21 protein-coding genes are annotated in these 25,945 nt (G+C 59.4%); 14 read left to right on the forward strand and 7 right to left on the reverse strand.

Annotation, left to right across the window (positions count from 1 at the left end):
* Nucleotides 1–985: 985 nt before the first annotated feature.
* From N1078_RS10405 to N1078_RS10420, 4 genes are read right to left on the reverse strand one after another with little or no spacing between them, the layout of a single operon-like run.
* The gene (locus N1078_RS10405; RefSeq protein ID WP_274088104.1) at nt 986–1,948 is read right to left on the reverse strand and encodes an SdiA-regulated domain-containing protein; all 963 of its coding nucleotides are present in this window, start codon (nt 1,946–1,948) and stop codon (nt 986–988) included.
* A gap of 45 nt (nt 1,949–1,993) precedes the next feature.
* The gene (locus N1078_RS10410; protein WP_443218107.1) at nt 1,994–2,347 is read right to left on the reverse strand and encodes a TraR/DksA family transcriptional regulator; all 354 of its coding nucleotides are present in this window, start codon (nt 2,345–2,347) and stop codon (nt 1,994–1,996) included.
* Nucleotides 2,348–2,352: 5 nt separating this feature from the next.
* Nucleotides 2,353–3,204 carry a universal stress protein gene (locus N1078_RS10415; protein WP_274088105.1) on the reverse strand — a complete coding sequence of 284 codons (852 nt, stop codon included), beginning with the start codon at nt 3,202–3,204 and terminating at the stop codon, nt 2,353–2,355.
* Between the two features lie 14 nt (nt 3,205–3,218).
* Nucleotides 3,219–4,706: a SulP family inorganic anion transporter gene (locus tag N1078_RS10420; RefSeq protein ID WP_274088106.1), complete on the reverse strand. Its 1,488-nt coding sequence runs from the start codon at nt 4,704–4,706 to the stop codon at nt 3,219–3,221.
* A gap of 638 nt (nt 4,707–5,344) precedes the next feature.
* On the opposite strand from N1078_RS10420, the gene N1078_RS10425 reads away from it, so the two are divergent.
* The 4 genes from N1078_RS10425 to N1078_RS10440 are packed head-to-tail and all read left to right on the forward strand — an operon-like array spanning nt 5,345 to nt 9,569.
* A complete protein-coding gene (locus N1078_RS10425; RefSeq protein ID WP_274088107.1) occupies nt 5,345–5,644 on the forward strand; it encodes a PepSY domain-containing protein in 300 nt (99 codons plus the stop codon).
* A 3-nt stretch (nt 5,645–5,647) separates the two neighbouring features.
* Nucleotides 5,648–6,928, forward strand: coding sequence for a sialidase family protein (locus tag N1078_RS10430; RefSeq protein WP_443218108.1), 1,281 nt, complete (start codon nt 5,648–5,650; stop codon nt 6,926–6,928).
* Nucleotides 6,925–7,536, forward strand: coding sequence for a hypothetical protein (locus tag N1078_RS10435; RefSeq protein WP_274088108.1), 612 nt, complete (start codon nt 6,925–6,927; stop codon nt 7,534–7,536). The genes N1078_RS10430 and N1078_RS10435 overlap by 4 nt, the downstream gene beginning before the upstream one ends.
* The gene (locus tag N1078_RS10440) at nt 7,533–9,569 is read left to right on the forward strand and encodes an LTA synthase family protein (protein WP_274088109.1); all 2,037 of its coding nucleotides are present in this window, start codon (nt 7,533–7,535) and stop codon (nt 9,567–9,569) included. The genes N1078_RS10435 and N1078_RS10440 overlap by 4 nt, the downstream gene beginning before the upstream one ends.
* Nucleotides 9,570–10,361: 792 nt before the next feature.
* On the opposite strand, the gene N1078_RS10445 is transcribed toward N1078_RS10440, so the two are convergent.
* The gene (locus N1078_RS10445; protein ID WP_274088110.1) at nt 10,362–10,976 is read right to left on the reverse strand and encodes a hypothetical protein; all 615 of its coding nucleotides are present in this window, start codon (nt 10,974–10,976) and stop codon (nt 10,362–10,364) included.
* Nucleotides 10,977–11,585: 609 nt separating this feature from the next.
* Here N1078_RS10445 and N1078_RS10450 point away from each other — a divergent pair.
* The gene (locus N1078_RS10450) at nt 11,586–11,798 is read left to right on the forward strand and encodes a cold-shock protein (RefSeq protein ID WP_274088111.1); all 213 of its coding nucleotides are present in this window, start codon (nt 11,586–11,588) and stop codon (nt 11,796–11,798) included.
* Between the two features lie 181 nt (nt 11,799–11,979).
* Nucleotides 11,980–12,474: an RDD family protein gene (locus N1078_RS10455; RefSeq protein ID WP_274088112.1), complete on the forward strand. Its 495-nt coding sequence runs from the start codon at nt 11,980–11,982 to the stop codon at nt 12,472–12,474.
* 132 nt (nt 12,475–12,606) lie between these two features.
* On the opposite strand, the gene lptG is transcribed toward N1078_RS10455, so the two are convergent.
* Both lptG and lptF read right to left on the reverse strand, forming a co-directional pair.
* Nucleotides 12,607–13,668, reverse strand: coding sequence for an LPS export ABC transporter permease LptG (lptG, locus tag N1078_RS10460; RefSeq protein ID WP_274088113.1), 1,062 nt, complete (start codon nt 13,666–13,668; stop codon nt 12,607–12,609).
* Nucleotides 13,661–14,782: an LPS export ABC transporter permease LptF gene (lptF, locus tag N1078_RS10465; RefSeq protein ID WP_274088114.1), complete on the reverse strand. Its 1,122-nt coding sequence runs from the start codon at nt 14,780–14,782 to the stop codon at nt 13,661–13,663. The genes lptG and lptF overlap by 8 nt, the downstream gene beginning before the upstream one ends.
* Nucleotides 14,783–14,925: 143 nt before the next feature.
* Here lptF and N1078_RS10470 point away from each other — a divergent pair, with 143 nt between their 5' ends.
* The 8 genes from N1078_RS10470 (at nt 14,926) to N1078_RS10505 (ending at nt 25,866) form a co-directional block, all read left to right on the forward strand.
* Complete coding sequence (locus N1078_RS10470) at nt 14,926–16,416, forward strand: leucyl aminopeptidase (protein WP_274088115.1); 1,491 nt, start codon at nt 14,926–14,928, stop codon at nt 16,414–16,416.
* 185 nt (nt 16,417–16,601) lie between these two features.
* On the forward strand, nt 16,602–17,021 hold the full coding sequence (locus tag N1078_RS10475; RefSeq protein WP_274088116.1) for a DNA polymerase III subunit chi: 420 nt from the start codon (nt 16,602–16,604) through the stop codon (nt 17,019–17,021).
* Between the two features lie 82 nt (nt 17,022–17,103).
* Nucleotides 17,104–17,505 carry a DNA polymerase III subunit chi gene (locus N1078_RS10480; RefSeq protein ID WP_274088117.1) on the forward strand — a complete coding sequence of 134 codons (402 nt, stop codon included), beginning with the start codon at nt 17,104–17,106 and terminating at the stop codon, nt 17,503–17,505.
* A gap of 117 nt (nt 17,506–17,622) precedes the next feature.
* The gene (locus N1078_RS10485; protein WP_274088118.1) at nt 17,623–20,454 is read left to right on the forward strand and encodes a valine--tRNA ligase; all 2,832 of its coding nucleotides are present in this window, start codon (nt 17,623–17,625) and stop codon (nt 20,452–20,454) included.
* A gap of 133 nt (nt 20,455–20,587) precedes the next feature.
* Entirely contained in the window at nt 20,588–22,051 is a 1,464-nt protein-coding gene (gene nhaC / locus N1078_RS10490; RefSeq protein WP_274088119.1) for a Na+/H+ antiporter NhaC, read from the forward strand.
* A 213-nt stretch (nt 22,052–22,264) separates the two neighbouring features.
* Nucleotides 22,265–23,641: a sodium:proton antiporter NhaD gene (gene nhaD, locus N1078_RS10495; RefSeq protein ID WP_274088120.1), complete on the forward strand. Its 1,377-nt coding sequence runs from the start codon at nt 22,265–22,267 to the stop codon at nt 23,639–23,641.
* Nucleotides 23,642–23,710: 69 nt separating this feature from the next.
* Entirely contained in the window at nt 23,711–24,007 is a 297-nt protein-coding gene (locus N1078_RS10500) for a winged helix-turn-helix domain-containing protein (protein ID WP_274088121.1), read from the forward strand.
* Nucleotides 24,008–24,039: 32 nt separating this feature from the next.
* Entirely contained in the window at nt 24,040–25,866 is a 1,827-nt protein-coding gene (locus N1078_RS10505) for an SLC13 family permease (RefSeq protein ID WP_274088122.1), read from the forward strand.
* Nucleotides 25,867–25,945: the final 79 nt, after the last annotated feature.

Raw genomic sequence — 25,945 nt, forward strand, 5'->3', positions numbered from 1 at the left:
GGTTGTTGCCACTGTTGCCACTGTTGCCGGTGTTTTTGAAACCAGACGCACATGTGTATGTGTGTTTTCACGGTGCGAGGCTACGCAATGAGCCTGCTTTCTGGACTGTTTACCGAACTGGAGAAAGTGCCCGCGCCACGTTTTGTAGTGAGTGAAAGCGTGGCGCGCACAGATCGTTTGCCAGGCGTACACCTGGAGCAGCACCAGCAAGCGAGAACCGAGCGAATGCTGGCAAGGGACCGTCCACCATTGGTGGATCACCCGGCAGAGATACCCCCGAAACTGAGGGCATCTAACCAACGTCAGAGAATGGTGACACTCCCTCAAATTGAGGAAGCCCCCGAACAGCCGCAGCACTTCATTCAAACCGCTGTCACGGCCTCGACCGAATGGCTGGCGGCGCGTGACGCCTTCTACCACCATCTGATGCCGTGCCGTGCGTGCCATGCGCCTGTGGGGCGGTACTGCCCTGCTGGTGCTGAGTTGCGCCAACGGTATGACCTCACGCCCATGGTATAGCGACGGGAAAACCGAAGTGGCCGCACTGAATTGGAAACGCTGTTAGCACCTAAGGAAACACCCCTTACGCGCGGGGACTGTTAACTGGTACGAGGTAAGTACGAGGGCATACGCCCGGCCCGTTTACGCCTAGTGGAGTGTTTACCGCAGCAACTGCGCATGGCCTGAGGTATCCACAGTGGTATCCAGCAAAACGGCGCATTGGGCCGCCAATTGGAAACGGTGTTAACACCCGAGTTAACACCCCTACGCACACGCAAGCGCGCTGGGTAATTGCGCAGACTTGACCACCCGCTTGCATCGGATTTGACCATCACGCTGCGTGGCTATGACCAGCAAAGAACGATTCATAGTTGCCGGTAGCGACAGGCAGAAATCGGCCAAAAGCGGACGGAATGGAGGGCGCGCCGAATTGGCTCTTGACGCACCTCTTCAGGGTGAGAGCTGGCAGTAGTTTGACAACTGATCAGTCTCTTTCTCGGGTAAAGCGATAGAACAGGTTTGGCTCGCTGACTACGTACAAATACCCTTCATTGTCGATGGTTACGCCTTCGGCCTGGGGTATGGCTTTCAGCAAACCAGCAAAACCTCTCGCCAGGGAGCGGAAACTCACCACCTTGCCTTCATCAGTCATTTCAATCAGCAGTTTCGACTCGTCGCTGAGCAATATCAGATGGCCACTCTGTTGATCGAAGACGACTGAAGACAGGTCAGTCGCAAACACCTTGTCTTTTACCAGGCTGGACAGGTCACGCACGTGCAGGGAAAACCCTCCGGCCAGGCTGGCACGAAGGCCGCTCACTTCCAGCAATTGGCGAGGATCTCGCTCCTTGGTCACAAACAGGCGGTCGCCTTTCAGGTCGTAGGCGAGCCCTTCAAGGCCTTTGTTGTCTTCCTTGCCAAGCGCCAGGGTCAGCGCTGGATACTGGTCTCGGCTCAATGGTCGATCAGGAGAAAGTTTACCGTCTTCGGCGATGGGGACATCCACGACAACCAGGCTCTGCCGGCGCTCTTCGGCGATTACCAGTTGGCCGTTGCCGGCATAGGACACCGCCTCCACATCGTGGAAACCGTCCAGGCTATAGCGCCTTTCCACATCACCGTCACGACTAAGGGCTAATAGTTCGTTTGGGCCATTGGTGACCGCCCACAGCAGGTTTAGGTCAGGATCGAAGGTCAGGCCCGAAAGATTGTTGTCCACACCGGGAACCGCCTTAGCATCCAGCTCAACCCGATAGTCAGGCAGCCACACAGAGTGCTCCTGCCAATCGTAAGTGTGCCAATTGGTCTTGATCCAGAAGTACAAACGATCATCAAGATGATGGGTGCGGACTTGGAATACGGTGAGCAACACAAGGCACAGCAGTGCCCACATCCAAGCGCTTGTTTTCCGTGTTCGGCCCAGCCAGTTTTTAGCCATCAAATACATTAGAAGCCTCGTTAATTGGGGCTGATGTCACGAGCCGTGATGGTTTCAACCCGACTCGGTGCGACTGGCGCAGGTGATGCACAGCAGCGTTGTCGGATCGAACTCCAGACGGCCCGAGGCGATCAACTCGCCGCATTGGGCGCAGCATCCATACTCACCCTCGTGCCAACGCTTGAGGGCCAGTTGGAGGCGGACGCGTTCATGCTGCGCCCGACTACGGATGGCATCGTTCATTGCTTGCTGCTGGAGTGCATCCATCCTCGACAAACGCCCTACCTTGCTTTGATCCAGCTCTACCGATTGCGAGCGAGACTCAGCGTCTTCCAGCAATCGATCCAGCTCGGCAGCCCGCTGTTCCAGCAGGGTCTTGAAATGGGCAAGATCGAGGGCGTCGTCCATGGCTATTAGCGCAGCAGTAACAGCGGACTGATGGTGGTGCGGAGCATGCTGGTCGTGGTGCTACCGACCAGGAACTGCCGGATACGGGAATGGCCATAGGCCCCCATCACCAGCAGATCAATGCCATGCTCTTTCTGATAGGCGTGCAGGGTAGGCTCTATCTCACCGCTCCTGGTCTCGGCACGAACAGTGAAGCCGGCGTTGATCAGCACTTTCTGCGCCCAGTCCAGCTGTGCAGATGCTTCATCGCTTACGGGGCCAACCATGACCAGGTGGATCGGCAACCCCTTCAGCAGCGGGCTGGCTGCCAGCATCTCCACTCCCTTGCGGGTAGTAGCTCCGCCATCGAATGCCAGCATCGCGCTCTTGGGCTTTTGGAAGTTGGCCGGGGTGACCAGGATTGGCCTGTGCATGATACGAATCACGCTCTCCAGCTGGCTTCCGACATGCTGACTCAGATTGCCACTAGACTCGCCCTGGCGACCGATGACCAGCAGGCGCGTTTCGGTTTGCAGCTCTTGCAGGCTTTCCAGCAGATCGCCATGACGCTGCTTGGACTCCGGCGCGGTCACACCATCCGTCATGGCCCGCTCTTTCGCGGCCGTTAACATGATCCGCCCCTGCTCCAGGGCCAACTTACCGCGCTGTTCATCCAGGGAAGCAAGCTCATCGAGCAGATGCTCGCGGCTGCCAAGGCCGATATTGCCACTCAAGTCGGCCGCAACTGGGTACTGGCGCTGATCCAGCACATGCAAGAAGGTCAGCGGGGCTTCCAGGCTCAGACAGGCCCAGGCTGCGTAGTCGCACACAGCTGGGGCCGAGGTGGAACCGTCGATACAGGCAATTACTTGGGTCATCGTTGCTCTCCTTCTCAGTGGCCCATGAGTTGATCAATGGCGTCGGGTTTATCGTGAACACCGAAGCGATCCACGATAGTGGCGCTCGCCTCGTTGAGGCCCAGCACTTCGACTTCGGTGCCTTCGCGGCGGAACTTGATAACCACCTTGTCCAGGGCAGCAACGGCGGTGATATCCCAGAAGTGGGCGCGATTCAGGTCGATGGTTACCTTGTTCAGGGCTTCCTTGAAGTCAAAGGCAGCGACGAACTTGTCAGCCGAGCTGAAGAACACCTGGCCGGTGACGTTATAGCTACGATGCTCGCCGGCTTCGTCCAGCGAAGAACTGATAGCCATGTAATGGCCAACCTTGTTTGCGAAGAACATCGCGGCTAGCAGCACACCGGCCAGCACGCCGAAGGCCAGGTTATGGGTGACCACCACGACCACCACCGTGACGACCATGACAATGTTGGTCGACAACGGGTGCTTCTTCAGGTTGCGCAGCGAATCCCAACTGAAGGTGCCGATGGACACCATGATCATCACTGCCACCAGTGCAGCCATCGGGATCTGCTTCAGCCAGTCGCCGAGGAATACCACCATGAGCAGCAGGAATACGCCGGCCGCCAGGCAGGACAGGCGGGTGCGCCCGCCGGATTTCACGTTAATCACCGACTGGCCGATCATCGCGCAGCCGGCCATTCCGCCGATCAGACCCGAAGCAATGTTGGCCACGCCCTGGCCCTTGCACTCGCGGTTCTTGTCGCTGGGGGTGTCGGTCAGGTCGTCAACAATAGTCGCGGTCATCATCGACTCCAGCAGACCGACCACGGCCAGTGCTGCCGAGTAAGGGAAGATGATGGCCAATGTCTCGAAGGTCAGTGGTACGTCAGGCCAGAGGAAGATCGGGAGCGTATCCGGCAGTTGGCCCATATCGCCGACCGTGCGGATATCCAGCCCAACCGACATGGCTACGGCGGTCAGCACGATGATGCACACCAGCGGCGATGGGATGAGCTTGCCGATCTTGGGGACATAGGGGAACAGATAAATGATGCCGAGGCCTGCGGCTGTCATGGCGTAGACGTGCCAGGTGACATTGGTCAGCTCGGGCAGCTGAGCCATGAAGATCAGGATCGCCAGCGCATTGACGAAGCCGGTCACCACCGAGCGCGAGACGAAGCGCATCAGTGAGCCTAGCTTCAGGTAGCCAGCAGCAATCTGTAACACACCACATAGCAGCGTGGCGGCGAGCAGGTATTCAAGACCGTGGTTTTTGACCAGGGTCACCATCAGTAGTGCCATGGCCCCGGTTGCTGCCGAGATCATTCCGGGTCGGCCACCGACAAAGGCGATCACCACGGCGATACAGAAAGAGGCGTACAGGCCGACCTTGGGGTCAACCCCGGCAATGATCGAGAATGCGATGGCTTCAGGGATGAGGGCCAGTGCGACCACTAGACCGGCGAGGATGTCGCCACGGATGTTGGACAACCAGGTTTGTTTTAACGAGTGGAGCATCAGATTTTCCAAGGCAATGGATCGCGCAGCACAGCATGGCGCAGGCCATGTGCATCTGGTCGATACGAGGTCAAATTGTCAGATGTTGGAGAGCTGTACAGGCCATGAAACCGAGTGCACAGCAGAGTGCGACCGCTGGCTTAGCAAGCAATCACAGATGATGCGGGGGGCGTAGCGCTATGGCGGCGTAGGCAGCCAGATGATGTTTTGCAAAGTAAGCATGAGGCCTAATCGAGTGTCTTTAGGAGCTAAAACGCTGATCACCTTACAGGATTCGAGCTGTTTTTGCGAGTCACGCATGACCAGGCGTCCTGCTTGGATCTCTGCCTGAGCCCCTCGCGCACTATCTCAATTACTTACGCTGCTCGGTGAAGCTCACGGGTGTCCGCTGTTGGCCGACTCCGGCCTGTAGCGACAGGCAGAAAGCGGCCATGAGCGGACAGTCACGGCAGGCAGAGTCGATCTGGAACTGAAGTTCGATAGCATCAATGTCGTGGTCTGTTCCCAGTTGTTCAGTGTGACGGAGGGTATGAGTGATCTGTAACAAATAATGATCAACCGTTCGCTGTCACCTTGCTCAATGTCAATATACGCGCCGTTTACGCCTTGGTCTTATCGAGTAAAAAAGGATGCAGAATATGTTCGAAATCGGTCGCAAAGGGCTGCGTCAGCTTCTGTTACCAACATTTATTATGTTTGCTGGGCCGGCATTGGCAGACGTGCAATGTTCAAATACGGATCGCTCGACTTGGATGAATGAGTCAGATTTTCGTGAGCACATGAAGGATCGTGGCGTGCAGATCACTAAGTTCTTGGTCACGACTGGGAATTGCTACGAAATTTACGGATTTGATAAATCGGGCAGGAAGATTGAGGTTTATTCCAACCCCGTCGATGGCACACCAGTCGCTGAAATCAATCCCGAAAGCGATGCTTAAACCATGATCAGAACCCTTGCAGTCCCGGTATTGCTTAGCGCGGCTGTGGCAGTCTTTTCCTTTGCTTGGAGAGCTGAACCGCCGCAACCCATGGCGGGCTTTGTGCCTACCAATAGCACCGCGTTAACGTCCTCCACTCCTGAATTCGCGGCGCACCTTGCGTCCAGCAACATGGAGGACTTCGTTCATTCGGCGTCTATATCCGGTCTGGGTGGCGGTGATTTGATGGCGGTCTGGTTCGCCGGCACCCGAGAAGGATCGGCAGATGTCGAGATTCGCTCATCGCGCTTTAACGCCGAGACCGGCCAGTGGGCCGCCGAACGCGTACTGGCAACCCGAAAAGTCACAGAGCAGGCGGTGGGCAAACGCATTCGTAAACTGGGTAATCCGGTCATAAGTCTGGCCCCTGACAACCGCCTATGGCTGTTCTATGTTTCTGTTTCAATTGGCGGTTGGGCCGGCAGTGCGGTCAATGCCATGGTTTCCGGCGATTTGGGTGAAACCTGGTCTACACCCCGTCAGTTAGTCACCACGCCTTTCCTGAACATAAGTACCCTTGTACGCGGTGCGCCGGTATTCCACGCCGACGGCAGTATTGGCCTGCCGGTCTATCACGAGTTCCTCGGCAAGTTCCCCGAGTACCTGCACCTGACAGCCGCCGGTCATGTGCAAGGCAAGTACCGCATAGGCAAAGCGCGTTATTCCTTACAGCCCAGCGTAGTGCCGCTCGATGAGCACCGTGCTGTGGCACTGCTGCGTTATTCAGGCGAGCAACACCACCGTCTGCTTGCCAGCCGCACCGAAGACAGCGGTCGAACCTGGAGCAAGCCCCATGCGCTGGAGCCGAGCAACCCCAATTCGTCAGTGGCGGCTGTTGGGCGCCCGGACGGGAGCCTGCTGGTGGCTATGAATGACTTGGAGGACGGTCGTTTCCGTCTGACCCTTTACGCCACTGACAGCAAGCTGGACAACTGGCGCACCCTCGGTGAGCTGGATGAAAGCCCCAACCCATGGGGTGAGCCGATCCCACAGGCGGAGTTCCCGGCGGTCATCCTGGAGAAGTTCCGTGAAAGCGGTGGCGCGCGGTTTGCCAAGCGTGAAGCGGTCTTTCTGGAGCGTGTCACGGCGCGCATGTGCAGCGGCAATGGCTGCGACTTCGACTATGAATATCCCTACTTCACACGCGATGCAGAGGGTAACTACCACCTGGTTTATTCCTGGAACGATATGTTCATCAAGCACCTTACATTCAACGAAGCCTGGCTCGCGGAGCGTCGTCTATGACCGATTTCTTGCTGCCGTATCTGGCCTTTACCTTGATTGTTTTTCTCCTGCTGTCGCGCGTGCGTCCCGGTCAGTCGTTGATGTTGGGCACCTTGGTCGCCGCCATTGTGCTCAGCCTGGTACCTCTGCAAGGCATGAGTTTGGCCCTGCAATTGCGCACCTACATGGGCGATCTCTCCATCAGCAGCTTGGTGCTGTTGGGCTGCTTCGGATTGGGTCGTTTTGGCCTGCCTGCGCCGGCTGCGCGTGACCGCCTAATGATGCTGGGCTTGTTTGCTGCGCTGGCCTTGCTGCTATATCCGGCCTCGTTGGGGCTGAGCTACATCGATCCGTATCAAGTCGGCTTTGAGCCACGCCCTCTGCTGCTGGTGCTGGGTGTGCTGTGCCTCATTCTCATCGTTCTGCGTAGCTGGCTGGGTGCGATGGCGTTGCTGCTGGCGACCCTGGCCTTTGCCTTGCGCCTCAATGCCTCGGAAAACTATTGGGACTACCTGATTGACCCATATCTGGCGCTCTACAGCCTCGGCGCCTTGCTGGCTCTGGGCCTCCGCACGTTACTGCGCCACGGCCGTGCTGCGCTCGCCTCTGACACAAGGACTGCTGCATGAGCTGGTTAGGATCGCGCCGTCTGCATTTTCTCGTAGGCCTTACCGTTTTGCTGTTTGTGTTGTTCGCCAGCCTGCGTGCAATCTTCCTGCTGGGCTTCTCCGGGTTACCCGACGTGACCGACCCGGATGTGCTGCGCACCCTGGGCATCGGCCTGCGCTTTGACCTGCGCCTGGCGCTGCTGTTGCTGCTACCGGTGGGTCTGCTGCTGGCGCTGCCCAAGCTGCGTCTGGCGCGATTTCGCGCATTTCGTTGGTTAGTACGCAGCTATCTGGGCCTGGCCATTGCGGCGCTGGGCCTGCTGTACATCATCGACTTTGGTCACTATGCCTATCTGGGCGTGCGCCTGAACGCCACTGTGCTGCGGTTTGCCGGTGACGCGCAAACGTCAGCGGGCATGCTTTGGCAAACCTATCCGGTGATCTGGATCACGCTGGCCTGGTTCGCGGGTGTGGCGCTGTGGCTGTATGCCCTGTTGCGCCTGGAGCGTGCAACGTTGGATCGTCCGCAGGTGCGTCACGTCGGCGTATTGCCAGCGCTGGGCGGCGCGGCCCTGGTCGGTATGTTGGTGTTCTTTGGTTTGCTCGGCCGTGCGGCCGCGTTGAACCTGGAAAACCCGGTGCCACTGCGCTGGAGCGATGCCTTTTATACTGGTAATAGCCAGGTGGCGGCCGTAGGCCTGAACCCGGCCCTGTTCCTCTTCGATACGCTGAAGCTGGAACCTGTAGCGTTTGATGAAGCGGCCACCCGTGAGCACTATGACGTGGTGGCCGATTACCTGGGCGTAACCTCGCGCGACCGCGAGGCGCTTAACTTCGTCCGTGAGCAGGATGTGCAACCGCATCGTCTGACCAGCGAGCGCCCGCCCAATATCGTTTTTGTCATGCTCGAATCACTTGGCACCACCGCTGTAGGTGCCTATGGCAACCCGCTCAACCCCACGCCGAATCTGGATCGCCTGGCCCAGGAAAGCTGGTTCTTCCGCCACTTCTACGTGCCCGTTACCGGCACCGCGAAAACCGTGTGGGCGAGCATCACCGGTATTCCAGATGTGTCGCGTGAAGAAACTGCCACGCGTAACCCGTTCATTGCCCGTCAACACACCCTGATCAACAACCTTGAAGGGTATGAGAAGTTCTACATGATCGGCGGCAATGCCGGCTGGGCCAATATCAACAGCCTGATTCGGCAGAGCATCGATGATGTGCAACTCTATGAAGAGCGCCATTGGCAGTCGCCACAAGTGGACGTGTGGGGCATCTCCGACCTCGACTTTTTCAAGGAAAGCACGCGCATCCTTGGGGCCCTGTCCAAGGACAAACCCTTCTTCGCCTACCTGCAAACCTCAGGCAACCACCGTCCATTTACCATTCCCAAGGAAAATGACGGCTTCAAGCCGCTCGACTTGCCGTTGGAACAGGTAAAAGAAGCGGGTTCGCGCAGCGTGGAACAGTTCAACGCCGTGCGCTTGCTTGACTTCAACATTGGCCGCCTGATGGAATTGGCTAAGGAGCAGGGCTTCTACGACAACACGATTTTCGTGCTCTTTGGCGACCACAACACGCGCATCAGCCAGATTCCGCACATGGCCCCGGCCTTTGAGCAACTGGGGCTGGAAAGTAACAACGTGCCACTGCTGATCCACGCGCCTAAGTGGTTGGCCCCGCGTGAATTTGACGAAGCGGTGGGGTTGGCGGACTTGCTGCCAACCATGGCGGGTTTGCTCGGTGTGCCATTTACCAGCGGCGCGCTGGGGCGCGATATTCAACGCCCGGCACCCGAGGGCGAGCGAGTGGTACCGCTGGTACTACAGGAGGGTAGCTTTCCGATTATCGGCGCGGTCACCCAGGACTTCCTGCTGCAGATGCGACACGACGGCACTTCACCGACCCTGCACGACCTGCATTCGCCCACCCCGCGTGACAACGTGGCAGAGGCCCATCCGCAGGAGTTTCAGCGGCTGAATGCACTGAGTCGCGGCCTGCACGAAGCCTCACGTCTGCAGATGTACCGCAACGTACGGGTAGAGAATTGATTGTCTAGGCAGAAGTGCAGCCGATGGCACAGATGAGGCTATACGGAACCCTCTTTTTAAAACACGTTTTAACCGGCTCTTGCTACTCGTGAAAAGAAATTATCCACCATTCGCGTGGGGCAGCTTTTGGCCGCTCTCTGCCGATCATGGTTACAAAGGCTGCTGGTCAAATCCGATGTAATCGGTGGTCAGGGCGAATGCAACCGGGTGGTCAAGCGGGGTGCAATTTCGCAGCCGGCTACCTCATAAAACCTCAGTTCTGCCCGCCCTCTAACCTGTTAAAACCTGTGGTTTAGGCAAGCCGCAGAACCTCACAAAACCTCACTTTTAGGTAAGCGTTTTACTGTCACTGATATGACCGAAGACCGCCGCCCTAGAGCGGTCAAAGCGTATTACCGGCACCGAGTTTCGTAACAGATACGCGCGTGCGCGCGAGGCCGGCGTGTTGACAAAAGTTTACATGGCGGAGGACGGCCTTCATTGCATCGCAGCACCCGCCTAGTTTCGGGAGCAGAACGCGCGCGTACGCGAGGCCGGCGTGCTAACAAAAGCTAACCTTCTGGCCGTGATTACTGCGCCCGGCAATGCGTGATGCTGCTGTCAAAAGCTTACATTCAGGCGGCAGGCTGTCTTGATTGCATGGCGGTACCCGCATAGTTTCGGGAACAGTACGCGCGCGTACGCGAGGCAAGCGGGTATTACCGTGCGTGCATCACACGTTTCCAAACGAGAGGTTTCCACCATAGTTGCCAGCAAATAGCCCGTTTCTCGCAGCTCTACGCGACATTGCGCTTAGCGCTCCGGCGTAACCTCTTCCACCAGAAAGCCTTCAAGGTCATAACCTTTTTCTGTCAGCCGCATATTGAGGCGCAGGTCATCACAGAAGATTGTCAGCTGTCCGCCGCAGCCTGGATGCTCGAGGCCGATAGGTTCAGGCACTGGCTCTGGATCGTAGTACTTGGCCTCATGCGGTGGCAGCTGTAGGCAATCATCAGACCCGCAGCTCAGGCAGCGCCCCCGGCTCACTCTTGAGGACAACGCTTCGCGCGCCAACTGATATTCAGCGAGCGCCTCCGCTGCTGATTCGACTTCGCCCTCCAATATCATCTGCCTGGTACTTTTGTTAGCCGAGAACTGCCACCAACGCTTTCGGGGTGAGTCAATGGCAAGCACTTCGCTAAGTTCGGCCCGGCAGGCCTCCAGCGTTCGTTGGCGTTCCAGCTCGCCAGCAGCATCAGGTAGGACTTCAATCACTCCAAGGTCAGCACATGCATGGCACCAGCCAATGGCGACACGCATGCGCACCTTGGCCTCTCCATGCAGGTAATACCTGTAGCCCCAGGTGCCGGCGTCCCAGCGGCTAAGATCGCACGCGGTACATCCGTAGGTAACGACTGGCATCGACATAACTGGTCATCCTTGAGCGAGTGAGTACGCGGCTGAGAGGCTGCGGCATTAACAAGGCTATGGTCAACACGACTGGCACCGGCTGGCCGAACGACGGTGGTGCCTTTTCTTACGCCCCAAAATTCATGTTTTAGGTGGGCACAAAACAAATAGTGAGTAGATTTGTGAGTAGATCGAAAACCGCACAGACCTTAAACCCATCAAATACGTAGCCTGTAGCGCTAGATTCGAGTCTCCCCCGGGCACCATAAATCTCGAAGAAGGCCTTGATTATCAAGGCCTTTTTTATTGCCCGCGATAAAGTAAAAAGGCATCAGAAGCGCGAGGCGAAGCGCCTTATAAGCACCCTCAACACGCTTACCCTGAAGCCCGCATAGACGCGTCTTGGGGCCAGTATTCGCATGCGCTGGCGGGCTTGGCATGTGCCTGGCCGCTGGCGTAAAGTTTGCGCCACTGTGTTTGCATGGGTCGCGGATCATCGTGACCTGGTGCAGCCGATCACCGAGATCCGCTACATCCAGCCCAGCGCCGCACATTGCCTTGCAACCAGTATCAGCCCCTCATGTCGAGTAGTGGCTGTCATCAACTCTAGGTTCAAGGAAATACACCATGTCGAATCGTCAGCACGGTACCGTCAAGTGGTTTAACGACGAGAAAGGTTTTGGCTTTATCGCCCAAGAAAATGGTCCGGACTTGTTCGTGCACTTCCGCGCGATCCAGAGCAACGGCTTCAAGAGCCTGAAAGAAGGCCAAAAAGTCAGCTTTATCGCGGTGCAAGGGCAGAAAGGCATGCAGGCTGACGAAGTCCAAGTTCAGGAATAAACCTGCCGACTCAAAGAACCCCTGATGACGCCATCAGGGGTTTTTTATGGCCCATCATCCACCGCAAGCACACCACAGGCCGCCGCCGAACGACGCCAAAATGCCTCGCGGCCATTTTTTCCAGCCATGAATGCCGTATTGTTGCCGCCATTCAGCCAGCCGACCGAGTAAAGAGCCCATCATGCCAAACCACCTACTGCGCCCGCAGGGTGAATTCCCCAGCGCCGGACTGATCCGCCGCCTTGCCGCCATGTTTTATGACTTCCTGCTGTGCATCGCACTGCTGATCGTGGTGACCTTTATCTACAAGCTGATCCTGATGGGTTTCTATGGCGAGGCGCAGCTCAAGCAGATGTCCGATGCCGGTGCACTGGATGGCGATCCCCTGCTCTCGACCCTGCTATTTTTCAGTTTGTTTGGCTTCTTCGCCAAGTTCTGGACCCACAGCGGTCAAACGCTGGGCATGCAGGTCTGGGGTCTGCGCATTCAGAACAGTGACGGCTCTGCCATCAGCCTGTGGCAGGCACTGCTGCGCTTCTTGGTCGCCATTGGTTCTTGGCTACTGTTCGGCCTGGGCTTTCTCTGGATCCTGAGGGACAAGGAGAAACGCAGCTGGCACGACATTTACTCAGACAGCCAAGTCATCCAGCTGCCGAAGAATATTCACAAGAAGTAAACCGCAGGCATAAAAATGGTGAGGAGCCATTTTTAACGTCGCGCAGCGACGGCCCAAAGGGTCGCCGCCATGGATGGCAGGCATAAAAAAGCCGGCGCCCCACAATGGGACGCCGGCTTTTTTTGCGCCTGATTAACCGGCGCGGCGCAGTAGAAACATCCCCGCGAGGGCGCAGATGCCTGCCGGGATCAACACCGCCAGCAGCGGCGAGAAACCAAACACCAGGCTCGATGGCCCGAGCAGGTCCTGGCTGATCTTGAACACAAAACCCACCAGCACGCCGGTAAACACGCGCTGACCGAGGGTCACTGAACGCAACGGGCCGAAGATAAAGGAAATCGCCATCAGCACCAGCGCGGCCGTTACCAATGGCTGCAGCACCTTGGTCCAGAACGACAGCCAATACTGGCTATTATTCAATCCCTGCTCCGCCAGGTAGTGGATATAACTCCACAGCCCGGTCATCGACAGCGCGTCAGGCGCCAGCACCACCGTGCCGAGCAACTGCGGGGTCAACTCGACATCCCAACGCTCGTTCGCCTGCTGGATAACTTCACTGCTGCGCTCACGGAAATGCGTGGTCGACACGTCTTCCAGCTGCCAGTGATCGCCTTGGTACTGCGCACGACGGGCAAAGCTTGCGGACTGCATGCGCTTTTGCTCATCAAAGCGATAGCGGGTCACACCGAACAGCACACCATCCGGCTGCACGGCATTGATGTGCACATATTCTTGCCCCTGGCGATGCCACATACCGTGCTTGGAACTCTGCGCTTCACCGCCACCTTGGGCCATGGCGCGACTGGCTTGCGCCTGATTCTCGCTATAGGGCGCCAGGTACTCACCGATCAGCAAGCCGACCAGCATAAGCACCAACATTGGCTTCATCACCGCCCAGACAATCCGCCCAATCGACACCCCGGCGGCGCGCATGATGGTGAGCTCACTGTTACTGGCCAGCGAACCCAGGCCGATCAGACAGCCGATCAGCGCCGCCATTGGCAGCATTTCATACAGACGCCGCGGCGCCGTCAGCAGCACATAGCCCAGCGCATCCAACAGGGTATAGCTATCTTCGACATCGCCCAGCTCATCAATAAAAGCGAACAGCAGGGCCAAGCCAACAATGATGCCCAGCACCGCAATGATGGCGAGAAATACCTGGGTGCCGATATAACGATCCAACTTAACCACGGGCCACCTCCTGCGCCACACGACGGGCCAACCAGCGCAAACGCAGCGGCTCCCAATACAGCAACAGCAGGCCGATCATCGCGAACAGCCCGTGCACCCACCACAAACCCAGAGCGGTTGGGGCTGTCGCCTTATCCAGCGCACCACGCGCACCGATCAGCAGCGCCAGGTAAGCCATGTAAAGCAGGATCGCCGGTAACAGCTTGAGGAATCGCCCTTGCCGTGGATTGACCCGCGACAACGGCACCGCCAGCAAGGTGACGACAAACACCAGCACAGGAATCGATAAGCGCCACTGCAACTCGGACTGCATACGTGGATTGTCGCTACCAATCAGCTCGCGCGTGGGGATCGCTTCACGCTCCGTAACCTCAGTGGACACTTCCGGCTTGGGCAGCAGCACGCCATAGGTGTCGTATTTGATGGCGCGGTAATCGGCCTGCCCCGGATTGCCGTCGTAGCGGTAGCCATTTTCCAGAATCAGGTAGCGGCTGCCATCTGACTGAATCTCTTGGCGTCCGGACTCGGCCACCAGCACAGAAATACCGCGCTCCTTGTCGCCCGCGCGCGACAGCTGAGTCTCGGAGATAAACACCCCGGCCAACGCGCCACGGTCCTCGGACAACTCTTCGGTGTAAGTCACTCGCGAGCCATTGCGCATCGACTGAAAACGCCCTGGCTCCAGGGTATCCAACTCAGTCAGGGCGCTTTGCTGATTAAGAATCCGCGCCACCTGCTCAACACCTTGCGGAGCCAGGCCCAGGCTAAGCCAGCCGGCCAACAACGCCACCAGAACTGCCGGCGCCAGGCTGTAGGCAAACAAGCGCTGCTGGCTCATGCCGGTGGCCGAGAGCACGGTCATTTCACTGTCCAGGTACATCCGCCCATAGGCCAGGAGAATGCCGAGAAACAGTCCCAACGGCAGAATCAGCTGTAAGAAGCCGGGAATTCGGTAAGCCATGATCAGCAGCAGCACGCTGGGGTCGAGCGCCCCTTGCGCCGCCTGGGCCAGATAACGAATAAAGCGACCACTCATAATAATGACCAACAGCACCGCACTTACGGCACCTAAGGTCTGCAACACTTCACGGGACAGATAACGGAAGACGATCAAACCAGACACTCCAGGGTTGTCAGGCTCAGCTGGCTAAGCTCAAACTAGCCAGACTGCTTGCCGGCTCGCTCAACGGGCGAACCTCGAAATTTCAGCCGGCATTATCCTGCAATAGCGACTCGTTGTCTTGGGGACACCACGTAATGGAATTTATTGTTAAAAGCGCACGCCCAGAAACACTAAAAACCGCCACCCTGGTTATCCCTGTCGGCGAAGGCCGCACACTTGGCGAAATCGCCAAGGCCATTGACAGTGCCTGCGCTGGCGCCATTAGCGCGCTGCTCAAACGTGGCGACCTGGCCGGCAAGGTTGGCCAGACTCTGCTGGTGCATAACCTGTCAGGTCTCAAAGCCGAGCGCGTATTACTGGTCGGCACGGGCAAGGACAGCGAACTGTCTGACCGCCAACTGCGCAAAGTGATCACTGGCGTATACAGCAGCCTGAAAAGCCTCGGTGGCAGCGACGCGGTACTGGCGCTCGACGAACTTCAAGTCAAAAACCGCGACAGCTACGGCAAAACCCGCCTGATGGTGGAAAGCCTGGCCGATGCGGGCTACTGCTTTGATCGCTTCAAGAGCCAAAAGGCCGAAGCCGGCGCACTGAAGAAACTCACCCTGCTCACGGAAAAAACCAACCTGGCCGACGCTGAGCGCGCCAGCAGTCATGCTCAGGCAATTGCGAGCGGCATGGCCTTTACCAAGGACCTCGGCAACCTGCCGCCCAACCTCTGCCACCCAAGCTACCTGGCGGAAGAAGCCAAGGCACTGGGCAAAGCCTACAAAAACCTCAAGGTCGACATCCTTGACGAGAAGAAGCTCAAGGAACTCGGCATGGGCGCCTTCCTCGCCGTGGCCCAGGGCAGCGATCAGCCGCCACGGATGATCGTGCTCAACTACCAAGGCGGCAAGAAAACCGAGAAACCTTTCGCCCTGGTCGGCAAAGGCATCACCTTCGACACCGGCGGCATCAGCATCAAGCCATCGGCCGGCATGGATGAGATGAAGTACGACATGTGCGGCGCCGCCAGCGTGTTCGGCACCCTTAAAGCCGTTCTTGAGCTGCAATTGCCGATCAACCTGGTGTGCCTGCTGGCCTGCGCCGAAAACATGCCGAGCGGCGGCGCGACGCGCCCAGGCGATATCGTCACCACCATGAGCGGGCAAACCGTGGAAATCCTCAACACCGACGCCGAAGGCCGTCTGGTGCTGTGTGACACACTGACCTATGCCGAACGCTTCAAGCCGCAGGCGGTGATCGACATCGCCACCCTCACCGGTGCCTGCATCGTCGCGCTGGGCAGCAATGTCTCCGGCTTGATGGGCAATAACGAAGAACTGGTACAGCAGATTCTCGGCGCCGGCCTGGCCGCCGACGACCGCGCCTGGCAGCTGCCGCTGTATGACGAGTACCAAGAGCAACTGGACAGCCCGTTCGCCGACATCGCCAATATCGGCGGGCCGAAAGCCGGCACCATCACCGCCGGCTGCTTCCTCTCGCGCTTTGCCAAGAAGTACCACTGGGCGCATTTGGATATCGCCGGCACGGCCTGGATCAGCGGTGGCAAGGACAAAGGCGCAACAGGCCGTCCAGTGCCGATGTTGACGCAGTATCTGCTGGACCGCGCCAAGGTCTGATGCGCCTGTAGCCCGGATGCAATCCGGGGACGCCCCTGTCCCGGATTGCATCCGGGCTACGACTCTGGATCGCAGCAACGCCTGAGCCTCTGGCGCATTGTAGGAGCGGTCTTGACCGCGATTGACTGGTAAGCTGCGCGCGTATCAGCAAGCCGCTCCTGCAACTAACGCCCAAGCGTACCGCCATGCCCCGAATTGAATTCTATGTACTCTCCACCGCGCTGCCGGGTGACCGCTTGCGCGCGGCCTGCCAGCTGGCCATGAAGGCCTGGCGGGCTGGTCTGCCGGTATTCTTGCGCGGCAGCGATGCGGCGCAGTGCAGCGAGCTGGACGAACTGCTGTGGCGCTTCAAGGCAGAAAGCTTTGTGCCGCACAGCCTGCATCAGGACGATGCGCAAGCACCGGTGGTGATTGGCCTAGATGAGGAGCCTGCGAGCGCCCAAGGCGTGCTGATCAACCTTGGGAACGACTTGTCACCGCAGGTTGACCACTTCAGCCGGGTGATTGAGATCGTCAACCAGGAACCCGATCTGCTGACCGCCTGCCGGGAGAATTTCCGCAGTTACCGGCAGCGCGGGTATGATCCCAAGCGAGTCGAACTATAACCGGCCGCTGCAAAACTACCGGCGCCGCCTTTGCCTTGCCCGCCTCGCCTACGCTTCTCAACCGCCTGCTTAGTTGCACACCATGGACAACCCAAACACACCGAACAAACCCGCACACCTGCTGAACGACCTGGAGTCGATCCGCCAACTGCTGGGCGATGAAAACCTCGAACCACCCCTGCTGATGGACTCGATCGACCCGGACAGCATCCCCCTGCTCTCCGAAATCGTCACGCCAGCGCCCGACATAGCCAACCCAACCCCTAAGCCGAGCGCGCCACCAGCACCACAGACCCTGCGCGAAACCGTCAACCAGAGCATCAGCCGCGACAGCGAGTTGAATCGCCTGGACAGTGAACTGCGCGCCGCCGCCCAGCTGATTCTGCAAGACGTGATCGACGACTTTGTGCCGCAGATCGAGGCCGAGCTGAAACGCCGCCTGGAAGCCCGTCTGACGCGCCTACTGCCGCCACGCCGCCCATAAGCACAGGCGCATCACGCCCATCAGTCAGCCCCAGCGCGCTCACCCTTACGCCACACAGGCCATCCCCGCTATACTTGCCGGCTTTTCCGTCTAGCCGTCATAAGGGTCCCGCCGCGCATGGACAAGACCTACCAGCCGCACGCCATTGAAACCGCCCTGTACCAGAACTGGGAAGCGAACAACTATTTCGCCCCGCAAGGTACAGGCGCGCCGTACACCATCATGATCCCGCCGCCGAACGTCACCGGCAGCCTGCATATGGGCCACGGCTTCAACAACTCGATCATGGATGCGCTGATCCGTTTCCGCCGCATGCAGGGCCGCAATACGCTGTGGCAACCGGGCACAGACCACGCCGGCATCGCCACCCAGATGGTGGTTGAACGTCAGCTGGCCGCTGACGGCATTGGCCGCCACGACCTGGGCCGCGAAAAATTCCTGGAGAAAGTCTGGGAATGGAAAGAGCAGTCCGGCGGCACCATCACCCGGCAGATTCGCCGTTTGGGCAGTTCGGTGGACTGGTCGCGTGAGCGTTTCACCATGGACGACGGCCTGTCCGAGTCGGTTAAAGAAGCCTTTGTACGCCTGCACAAAGACGGCCTGATCTACCGCGGCAAGCGCTTGGTCAACTGGGACACCAAGTTCCACACCGCCATCTCCGACCTCGAAGTGGAAAACCACGACGAGAAAGGCAGCCTGTGGAACCTGCGTTACCCGCTGGCTGACGGCAACAAGACCGCCGACGGCAAGGACTACCTGATAGTCGCCACCACTCGCCCGGAAACCATGCTGGGCGACAGCGCCGTTGCGGTAAATCCGAGTGACGAACGCTACCAAGCGCTGATCGGCACCTTCGTTGAGCTACCGCTGGTGGGCCGACGCATCCCGATCATCGCGGACGACTACTGCGACCCGGAATTCGGCACTGGCTGCGTGAAGATCACCCCAGCCCATGACTTCAACGACTATGAAGTCGGCAAACGCCACAACCTGCCGCTGCTGAACATCTTCGACAAAAACGCCGCGGTACTGGCGCAAGTCCAGGCGTTCAACATCGATGGCAGCGTTAACAGCGAATTCGACGGCAGCCTGCCGGCGCAGTTCGCCGGCCTCGACCGTTTTGAAGCACGTAAGCAGATCGTTGCTGCCTTCGAGGCCGCCGGCCTGCTTGAAGGTATCGAGCCGCACGCCCTGAAAGTGCCGAAAGGCGACCGCTCCGGCACCATCATCGAGCCGTGGCTGACCGACCAGTGGTACGTGTCCACCAAGCCGCTGGCGGAAAAAGCCATCGCCGTGGTCGAGAGCGGTGAAATCCAGTTTGTGCCCAAGCAGTACGAAAACATGTACTTCAGCTGGATGCGCGACATTCAGGACTGGTGCATCAGCCGTCAGCTGTGGTGGGGCCACCGTATTCCGGCCTGGTACGACGATGCCGGCAACGTCTATGTCGGCCGCGACGAAGCCGAAGTGCGCGCTGAAAACAACCTTGGCGACGCTAACCTGCGCCAAGACGAAGACGTGCTGGACACCTGGTTCAGTTCTGGCCTGTGGACCTTCTCTACCCTCGGCTGGCCCGAGCAGACCGACGCACTGAAAACCTTCCACCCGACCGACGTGCTGGTCACCGGTTTCGACATCATCTTCTTCTGGGTTGCCCGGATGATCATGCTGTCCACTCACCTGACCGGGCAGATTCCGTTCAAGACCGTCTACGTGCACGGCTTGGTACGCGATGGCCAAGGCCAGAAGATGTCCAAGTCCAAGGGCAACGTGCTCGATCCACTGGATATCGTCGATGGCATCACCCTCGACGCCCTGCTGGAAAAACGCACCACCGGCTTGATGCAGCCAAAGCTCGCCGAAAAAATCGCCAAGCAGACCAAAGCGGAATTTCCTGACGGCATCGCCGCTTATGGCACCGACGCCCTGCGCTTCACTAACTTGGCATTGGCCTCCACCGGCCGCGACATCAAGTTCGACATGGGCCGGGTTGAGGGTTACCGCAACTTCTGCAACAAGATCTGGAACGCCGCCAACTTCGTCATCGAGAACACCGATGGCCAAGACACTGGCGTCAACGGCGAGCCAGTCGAGTTGTCCTCGGTGGACCGCTGGATCATCTCCGCCCTGCAGCGCACCGAAGCCGAAGTGACCCGCCAGCTCGACGCCTTCCGCTTCGACCTGGCCGCACAGGCGCTCTACGAGTTTATCTGGGACGAGTACTGCGCCTGGTACCTGGAGCTGGTTAAACCCGTGCTGTGGGACGAAAACGCGCCGATCGAGCGCCAGCGTGGTACCCGCCGCACCCTGGTACGCGTACTGGAAGTGGCGCTGCGCCTGGCCCACCCGTTTATGCCGTTTATCACCGAAGAAATCTGGCAGCGGATCAAGCCGCAGGCAGGCGTCAGCGGTGAGACCATCATGCTGCAGGCCTGGCCAGTGGCCAATGAAAGCCGCATCGACGCCGCTGCCGAAGGCGATATCGAGTGGGTCAAGCAGCTGATGCTCGGCCTAAGGCAGATCCGTGGCGAGATGAAAATCTCCATGGCCAAGCGCATCGACATCATCCTGCAAAACGCCAGCGCCGAAGACCTGCGTCGCCTCAACGACAACGCACCGCTGCTGAACAAGCTGGCCAAGCTGGAAACCGTGCGCGTGCTGGAAGCCGGCGAAGAAGCACCGATGTCCGCCACTGCGCTGGTTGGCGAGATGCAGGTGTTGGTGCCAATGGCCGGGCTGATCGACAAGGACGCCGAACTGGCGCGTCTGGATAAGGAAATCGCCCGTCTAGATGGCGAGGTCAAGCGTGTCGGCGGCAAGCTGAGCAATGAAGGCTTCGTCGCCAAGGCGCCGGCCGAAGTGCTCGATAAAGAGCGCGCCAAGCTGGCTGAAGCCGAACAAGCCCTGAGCAAAATGGTTGAGCAGCGCGGCAAAATCGCCGCCCTCTAAGCCGCTGGCAACACCCCAGGCCCGCGCCCTCACTGGCGCGGGCCTTGTTTTTTCTAATGGGAAGGGAATTCCCCACAAGCATGGGTCATCGCGACCCATGCTTGTCCATTTCCACTGATTTATCGGTACACCCATGACTGATGCACGCTCCCCTTCCCTGCTCGACGCACTCATGCCAATCGGCGTATTGGTGGTCTTACTGGGTCTTTCGGTTTACCTCTACGGCGACAGCTCCTCCAGCGGGCCCAACCAGATCGCCCTGATGAGTGCCGCTTTTGTCGCCGGCCTGATCGGCCTGAAAAACGGCCTGAAATGGGCTGACATTGAGGATGGCATCCTCGCGGGCATCCACATGGCGATGAAGGCCAACCTGATTCTCCTGGCGGTTGGCGCGCTGATTGGCACCTGGATTCTCGCTGGCACCGTGCCGACCATGATCTGGTTCGGCCTAAAGCTGATTTCAGCCGAATACTTCTACGTCACCAGTTGCCTGATCTGCGCCCTCACGGCGCTGTCCATCGGCAGTTCCTGGACCGTAGCCGGCACCTTGGGCATTGGCCTGATGGGCGTAGCGGCAGGGCTGGGCCTGGACCCGGCGATCACCGCCGGGGCAATCATTTCCGGGGCCTACTTTGGCGACAAGCTCTCGCCGATGTCGGACACCACCAACCTGGCGCCCGCCGCCGCTGGGGCCGACCTGTTCGCACACATTCGCTACATGCTGCAAACCACCGTGCCGGTGCTGCTGATCGCCTTGGTGATCTTCTTTATCCTCGGCCAGCAAGCCAGCGACAGCCATGACACCACGCGTATCGCCGAGGTGCTGCAAGCCCTTGAGAGCCAGTTCAGCCTCGGCTGGCACCTGCTGTTGCCGGTGGCTTTTTTGCTGTTTCTGGCGGTGCGTCAGTGGGCGGCCTTCCCTGCGGTGTTTCTCGCGGCGCTGGTCGGCGCAGTGTTTGCGCTGATCTTCCAGCCTGAGGTCATGCAGCGCCTGGCCGACCCCGCCGCGGGGGCGCTGGCGCCACTGAAAACGATGTGGACCGCACTGTTTGCCGGTTACGAGTCCAACAGCGGCAACGTGGCGCTGGATGGCCTGCTGTCCAAGGGCGGCATGGGCAGCATGCTCACCACCGTATGGCTGATCATCTGCGCCATGTGCTTTGGCGGCGTACTGGAAAAACTCGGCCTGCTGCAACGCCTGCTGCAAAGCACCCTGCACCTGGCTAAAAGCACCAGCAGCCTGATCGCCAGCACCATCGCCACTACCATTGGCAGCAACATCATCACCGCCGACCAATACATCGCCATTGTGCTGCCCGGGCGCATGTACCGTGAGGAATACGCCAAGCGCGGCCTTGCCCCGGTGACCTTGTCGCGCGCCCTGGAAGACGGCGGCACTCTGACCTCGGTGCTGGTGCCGTGGAACACCTGCGGGGCTTACATGGCGGCCACCCTCGGTGTCGCGACCCTGAGCTACCTGCCGTACTGCTTCTTTAATTTACTGATGCCGCTGCTGGCGATGTTCCTCGCGTTTATCTTCCCGCCGCAACCGGTTGCGCCCCCCACGGCTGTGCGCGACGCCCTGCCGCAGGCTTAATCGAAAAGCCCGCCCCAGTTGCGCAACTCCGCGCAACTGGGGCGCTGCAGCACTAACCGATCAGTCAGAAATCGCCCATGCAGAGCGCAGGCGCACTGGCTGCACGATAAATAGCCTGCCAATTTCTGAGCAATTCAGGCATCTTCGTCGACGCATCAAAAACCTCTGGCACCTCTAATTCAATAAAAAAGCCCTGCAAATGGAATTCTGACCATGTATGCGTTGATGGCATTGATCTTTGTCCTCGGTTACCTGTGCATCGCCCTCGAACACCCACTGAAAATCGACAAGGCCGCCTCGGCGATCCTTACCGCGGTGATCTGCTGGACCGTGTTGGTGCTCGGTGCCGACACCATTCTGCCGCTGATTGGCTCAGGCACGGCCGGCGCCAGCAGCAATGGCCACCACGTCACCGAGGAACTGCGCCACCATTTGGGCGAGATCTCCGAGATTCTGTTCTTCCTGATGGGCGCGATGACCATCGTCGAGCTGATCGACGCCCATGAAGGGTTCAAGGTCATCACCGACCGTATCCGCACCAACAAGCGCGTCACCCTGCTGTGGACCGTGGCGCTGATCACCTTCTTTCTCTCGGCCGCGCTGGATAACCTGACCACCACCATCGTCATGATCTCGTTGCTGCGCAAGCTGGTCTCGGACCAGAAAGAGCGCTGGTTCTACGCAGGCATCGTGGTGATTGCGGCCAACGCCGGCGGCGCCTGGTCACCGATTGGCGACGTGACCACCACCATGCTGTGGATCGGTAATCAGGTCACCACCAGCGGCATCGTGGCCAACCTGTTTATCCCCAGCCTGGTATGCCTGCTGGTGCCGTTGTTGATTCTCAGCGTGACAATGAAGGGCGAGATCCAACGTGCCGAAGTGAAACCCTCCGCCGAAGAACGTCGCGACCCGACCACCCCGTTCGAGCGCAATCTGGTATTCGTACTCGGGATCGGCGCACTGGTGTTCGTCCCCGTGTTCAAGACCGTGACCCACCTGCCGCCTTACATGGGCATTCTGCTGGGTCTGGGCGTGCTCTGGGTGGTGACTGAAATCATCCACCGTGGCAAAAACGATGAAGACAAACACCCACTCTCGGTGGTCGGCGTGCTGCGGCGCATCGACACCACCAGCGTGTTGTTCTTCCTTGGCATCCTGCTGGCGGTCTCCAGCCTGGCCACTGCGGGCCACCTGACCCAGGTGGCGACCTTGCTGCGCGAAGGCTTGGGCGATGTCTACGCCATCAATATCGCCATCGGCCTGCTGTCATCGGTGGTCGATAACGTCCCATTGGTGGCTGGTGCGATGAAAATGTACCCCCTGGTGAGCCCGGAGGCGCTGGCCTTGGCCGGAGCGGACGCAACCTGGCTGAGCAACTTCCAGGTCAACGGCACCTTCTGGGAAATGCTCGCCTATTGCGCCGGCACCGGCGGCAGCTGCCTGATCATTGGCTCCGCGGCCGGCGTGGCGGCCATGGGCATGGAGAAGATCAACTTCATCTGGTACTTGAAGAAAATCAGCCTGCTGGCCTTTATCGGTTATATAGCCGGTGCAGCCACCTATATTGGTATTGCCACCCTCGGCTGATCACCTTCACCCGAACACGGCGCGCTCAACTGGCTGCGCGCCTGGGTCAAACGCAGGAGCACCGCACTGATGGATGTCAGCAAGACCAAAACCAGCTTTTACCGCCGCCTCTATGTGGCCTGGCTGGTCGACAGCGGCACCGCCAGCAGCGTGCCGGCGCTGATGGAGGCCACCGGCATGCCACGACGCACCGCCCAGGACACCCTCACCGCCTTGGCGGAGCTGGACATCGACTGCCAGTTTGCCCAGCAAGAAGGCGAACGCAATAACGCCGGGCACTATGTGATACGTGACTGGGGGCCGATCAACCCGCAATGGGTCGCGCACAACCTGCACCAGATCAAGGCCGTGCTGGGTTATCCCTGAGACAATTGCGCGCCCTGCAGGGCTAAACACGCATGAGTAACGAACTGTTCTGGGTACTCGGTCTGTTGCTGACCGCCGTGACCCTCTTCATCCTCAACAAGCCGCGCATGGACGTAGTCGCCTTGCTGGTGATCATCGGCCTGCCGCTGACCGGGGTGCTCAGCATTGAGCAAACCCTGGCGGGGTTCAGCGACCCCAGCGTGGTTTTGATCGCCGCCCTGTTCGTCATCGGCGACGGTTTGGTGCGTACCGGCATCGCCTACCGCCTGGGCGATTGGTTGGTGGCCCGGGCCGGCAACAGCGAAACGCGCCTGCTGATCCTACTCATGCTGACCGCCGCCGGGCTCGGCTCGGTAATGAGCTCCACCGGGGTGGTGGCAATTTTTATCCCGGTGGTGCTGGGCGTGTCCGCGCGTTTACGCATCGCCCCGGCACGTTTGATGATGCCGCTGGCCTTCGCCGGCTTGATCAGCGGCATGCTGACCCTGGTCGCCACCCCGCCCAACCTGGTTATTCATGCCGAACTGCGCCGCGCGGGCCTGGAGGGTTTTGGCTTCTTCAGCTTCACCCCGATTGGCCTGGCAGTGCTGGCGCTGGGCATCGTCTACATGCTGCTGACCCGTAACTGGCTGGCCGGCAGCCACAGCAACAACTCCGGCCCCGAACGCCTGACCCTAAGCGACCTGGCGCACGCCTACCGGCTCAACGAACGCGAGCGACGCCTAAAAGTACGTGTCGATTCGCCCCTGGCCAACCAGACTCTCAACGAACTGGAGCTGCGCCAGCAGTACGGCATCAACGTGATCGCGGTTGAACGCCAGCGTAAATTTCGGACCTTGCTGCTGATGGCCACCGGCAACACCTTGCTGGAGCCTGGTGACGTGCTGCTGGTGGACCTCGCCAGCCCGACCATCGGCTTGCTGGATGCGTACCACAGCCTGGGACTGGAGCCAATGAACCTGGCGCATTCCTATTTCAGCCTGCACGCCCATCAGTTGGGCCTGGCCGAGATCGCCCTGCCGCCGGAGTCGCAACTGCCCGGCAAAAGCATCTTCGAGCTGGGTTTTCGCAGCAAATACAAACTCAACGTGGTCGGTTTACGCCGCCATGGCGAAGCCCTGCAAGGGGTGCTGGTGGACGAGAAACTAAAACCCTCTGACACCCTGCTGGTCGCCGGCAACTGGCGCGACATCCACCGTCTCCAAGGCCTGAGCCGTGATTTCTTGGTGCTGAGCCTGCCGGCCGAAGTGGATGAAGTGGCCCCGGCGGCGCGCAAAGCCCCCTACGCCCTGCTCAGCCTCGCGGTAATGGTGGCGTTGATGCTCAGCGGCCTGCTGCCCAATGTCATGGCCGCACTGATTGGCTGCTTGCTGATGGGCGCCTTTCGCTGCATCGACCTGGACAGCGCCTACCGCGCCATCCACTGGCCGACCCTGATTCTGATCGTCGGCATGCTGCCATTCGCCCAAGCCTTGCAGCAGACCGGCGGAGTGGATCTGGCCGTCCACGGTTTAGTCCAACTGCTGGGCGAGGCGGGCCCACGGGGGATTCTCGCCAGCCTGTTTGCCGTGACCGCGGTAATCGGCCTGTTTATCTCCAACACCGCCACCGCCGTGCTGATGGCTCCGGTGGCTATCGCCACCGCACAGGCGCTGAACGCTTCGCCCTACCCCTTTGCCATGACCGTCGCGCTGGCGGCCTCGGCAGCCTTTATGACGCCGATCTCCTCGCCGGTAAACACGCTGGTGCTGGGTCCTGGGCAGTACCGCTTTGGCGACTTCGTGCGGGTGGGAGTACCCTTTACCTTGCTGGTGATGCTGGTCACGGTGCTACTGGTGCCGTGGATTTTCCCGCTCTAGACCGGCGCCACAACGGCAAACGTTGAGTTTTCCTGCAGCCGGCCAGCGGCTGTGGGAAAATCCCGCCCCCACTCGCTCG

The sequence above is a fragment of the Pseudomonas sp. MIL19 genome (assembly GCF_028680365.1).
Classification (GTDB): domain Bacteria; phylum Pseudomonadota; class Gammaproteobacteria; order Pseudomonadales; family Pseudomonadaceae; genus Aquipseudomonas; species Aquipseudomonas spirodelae.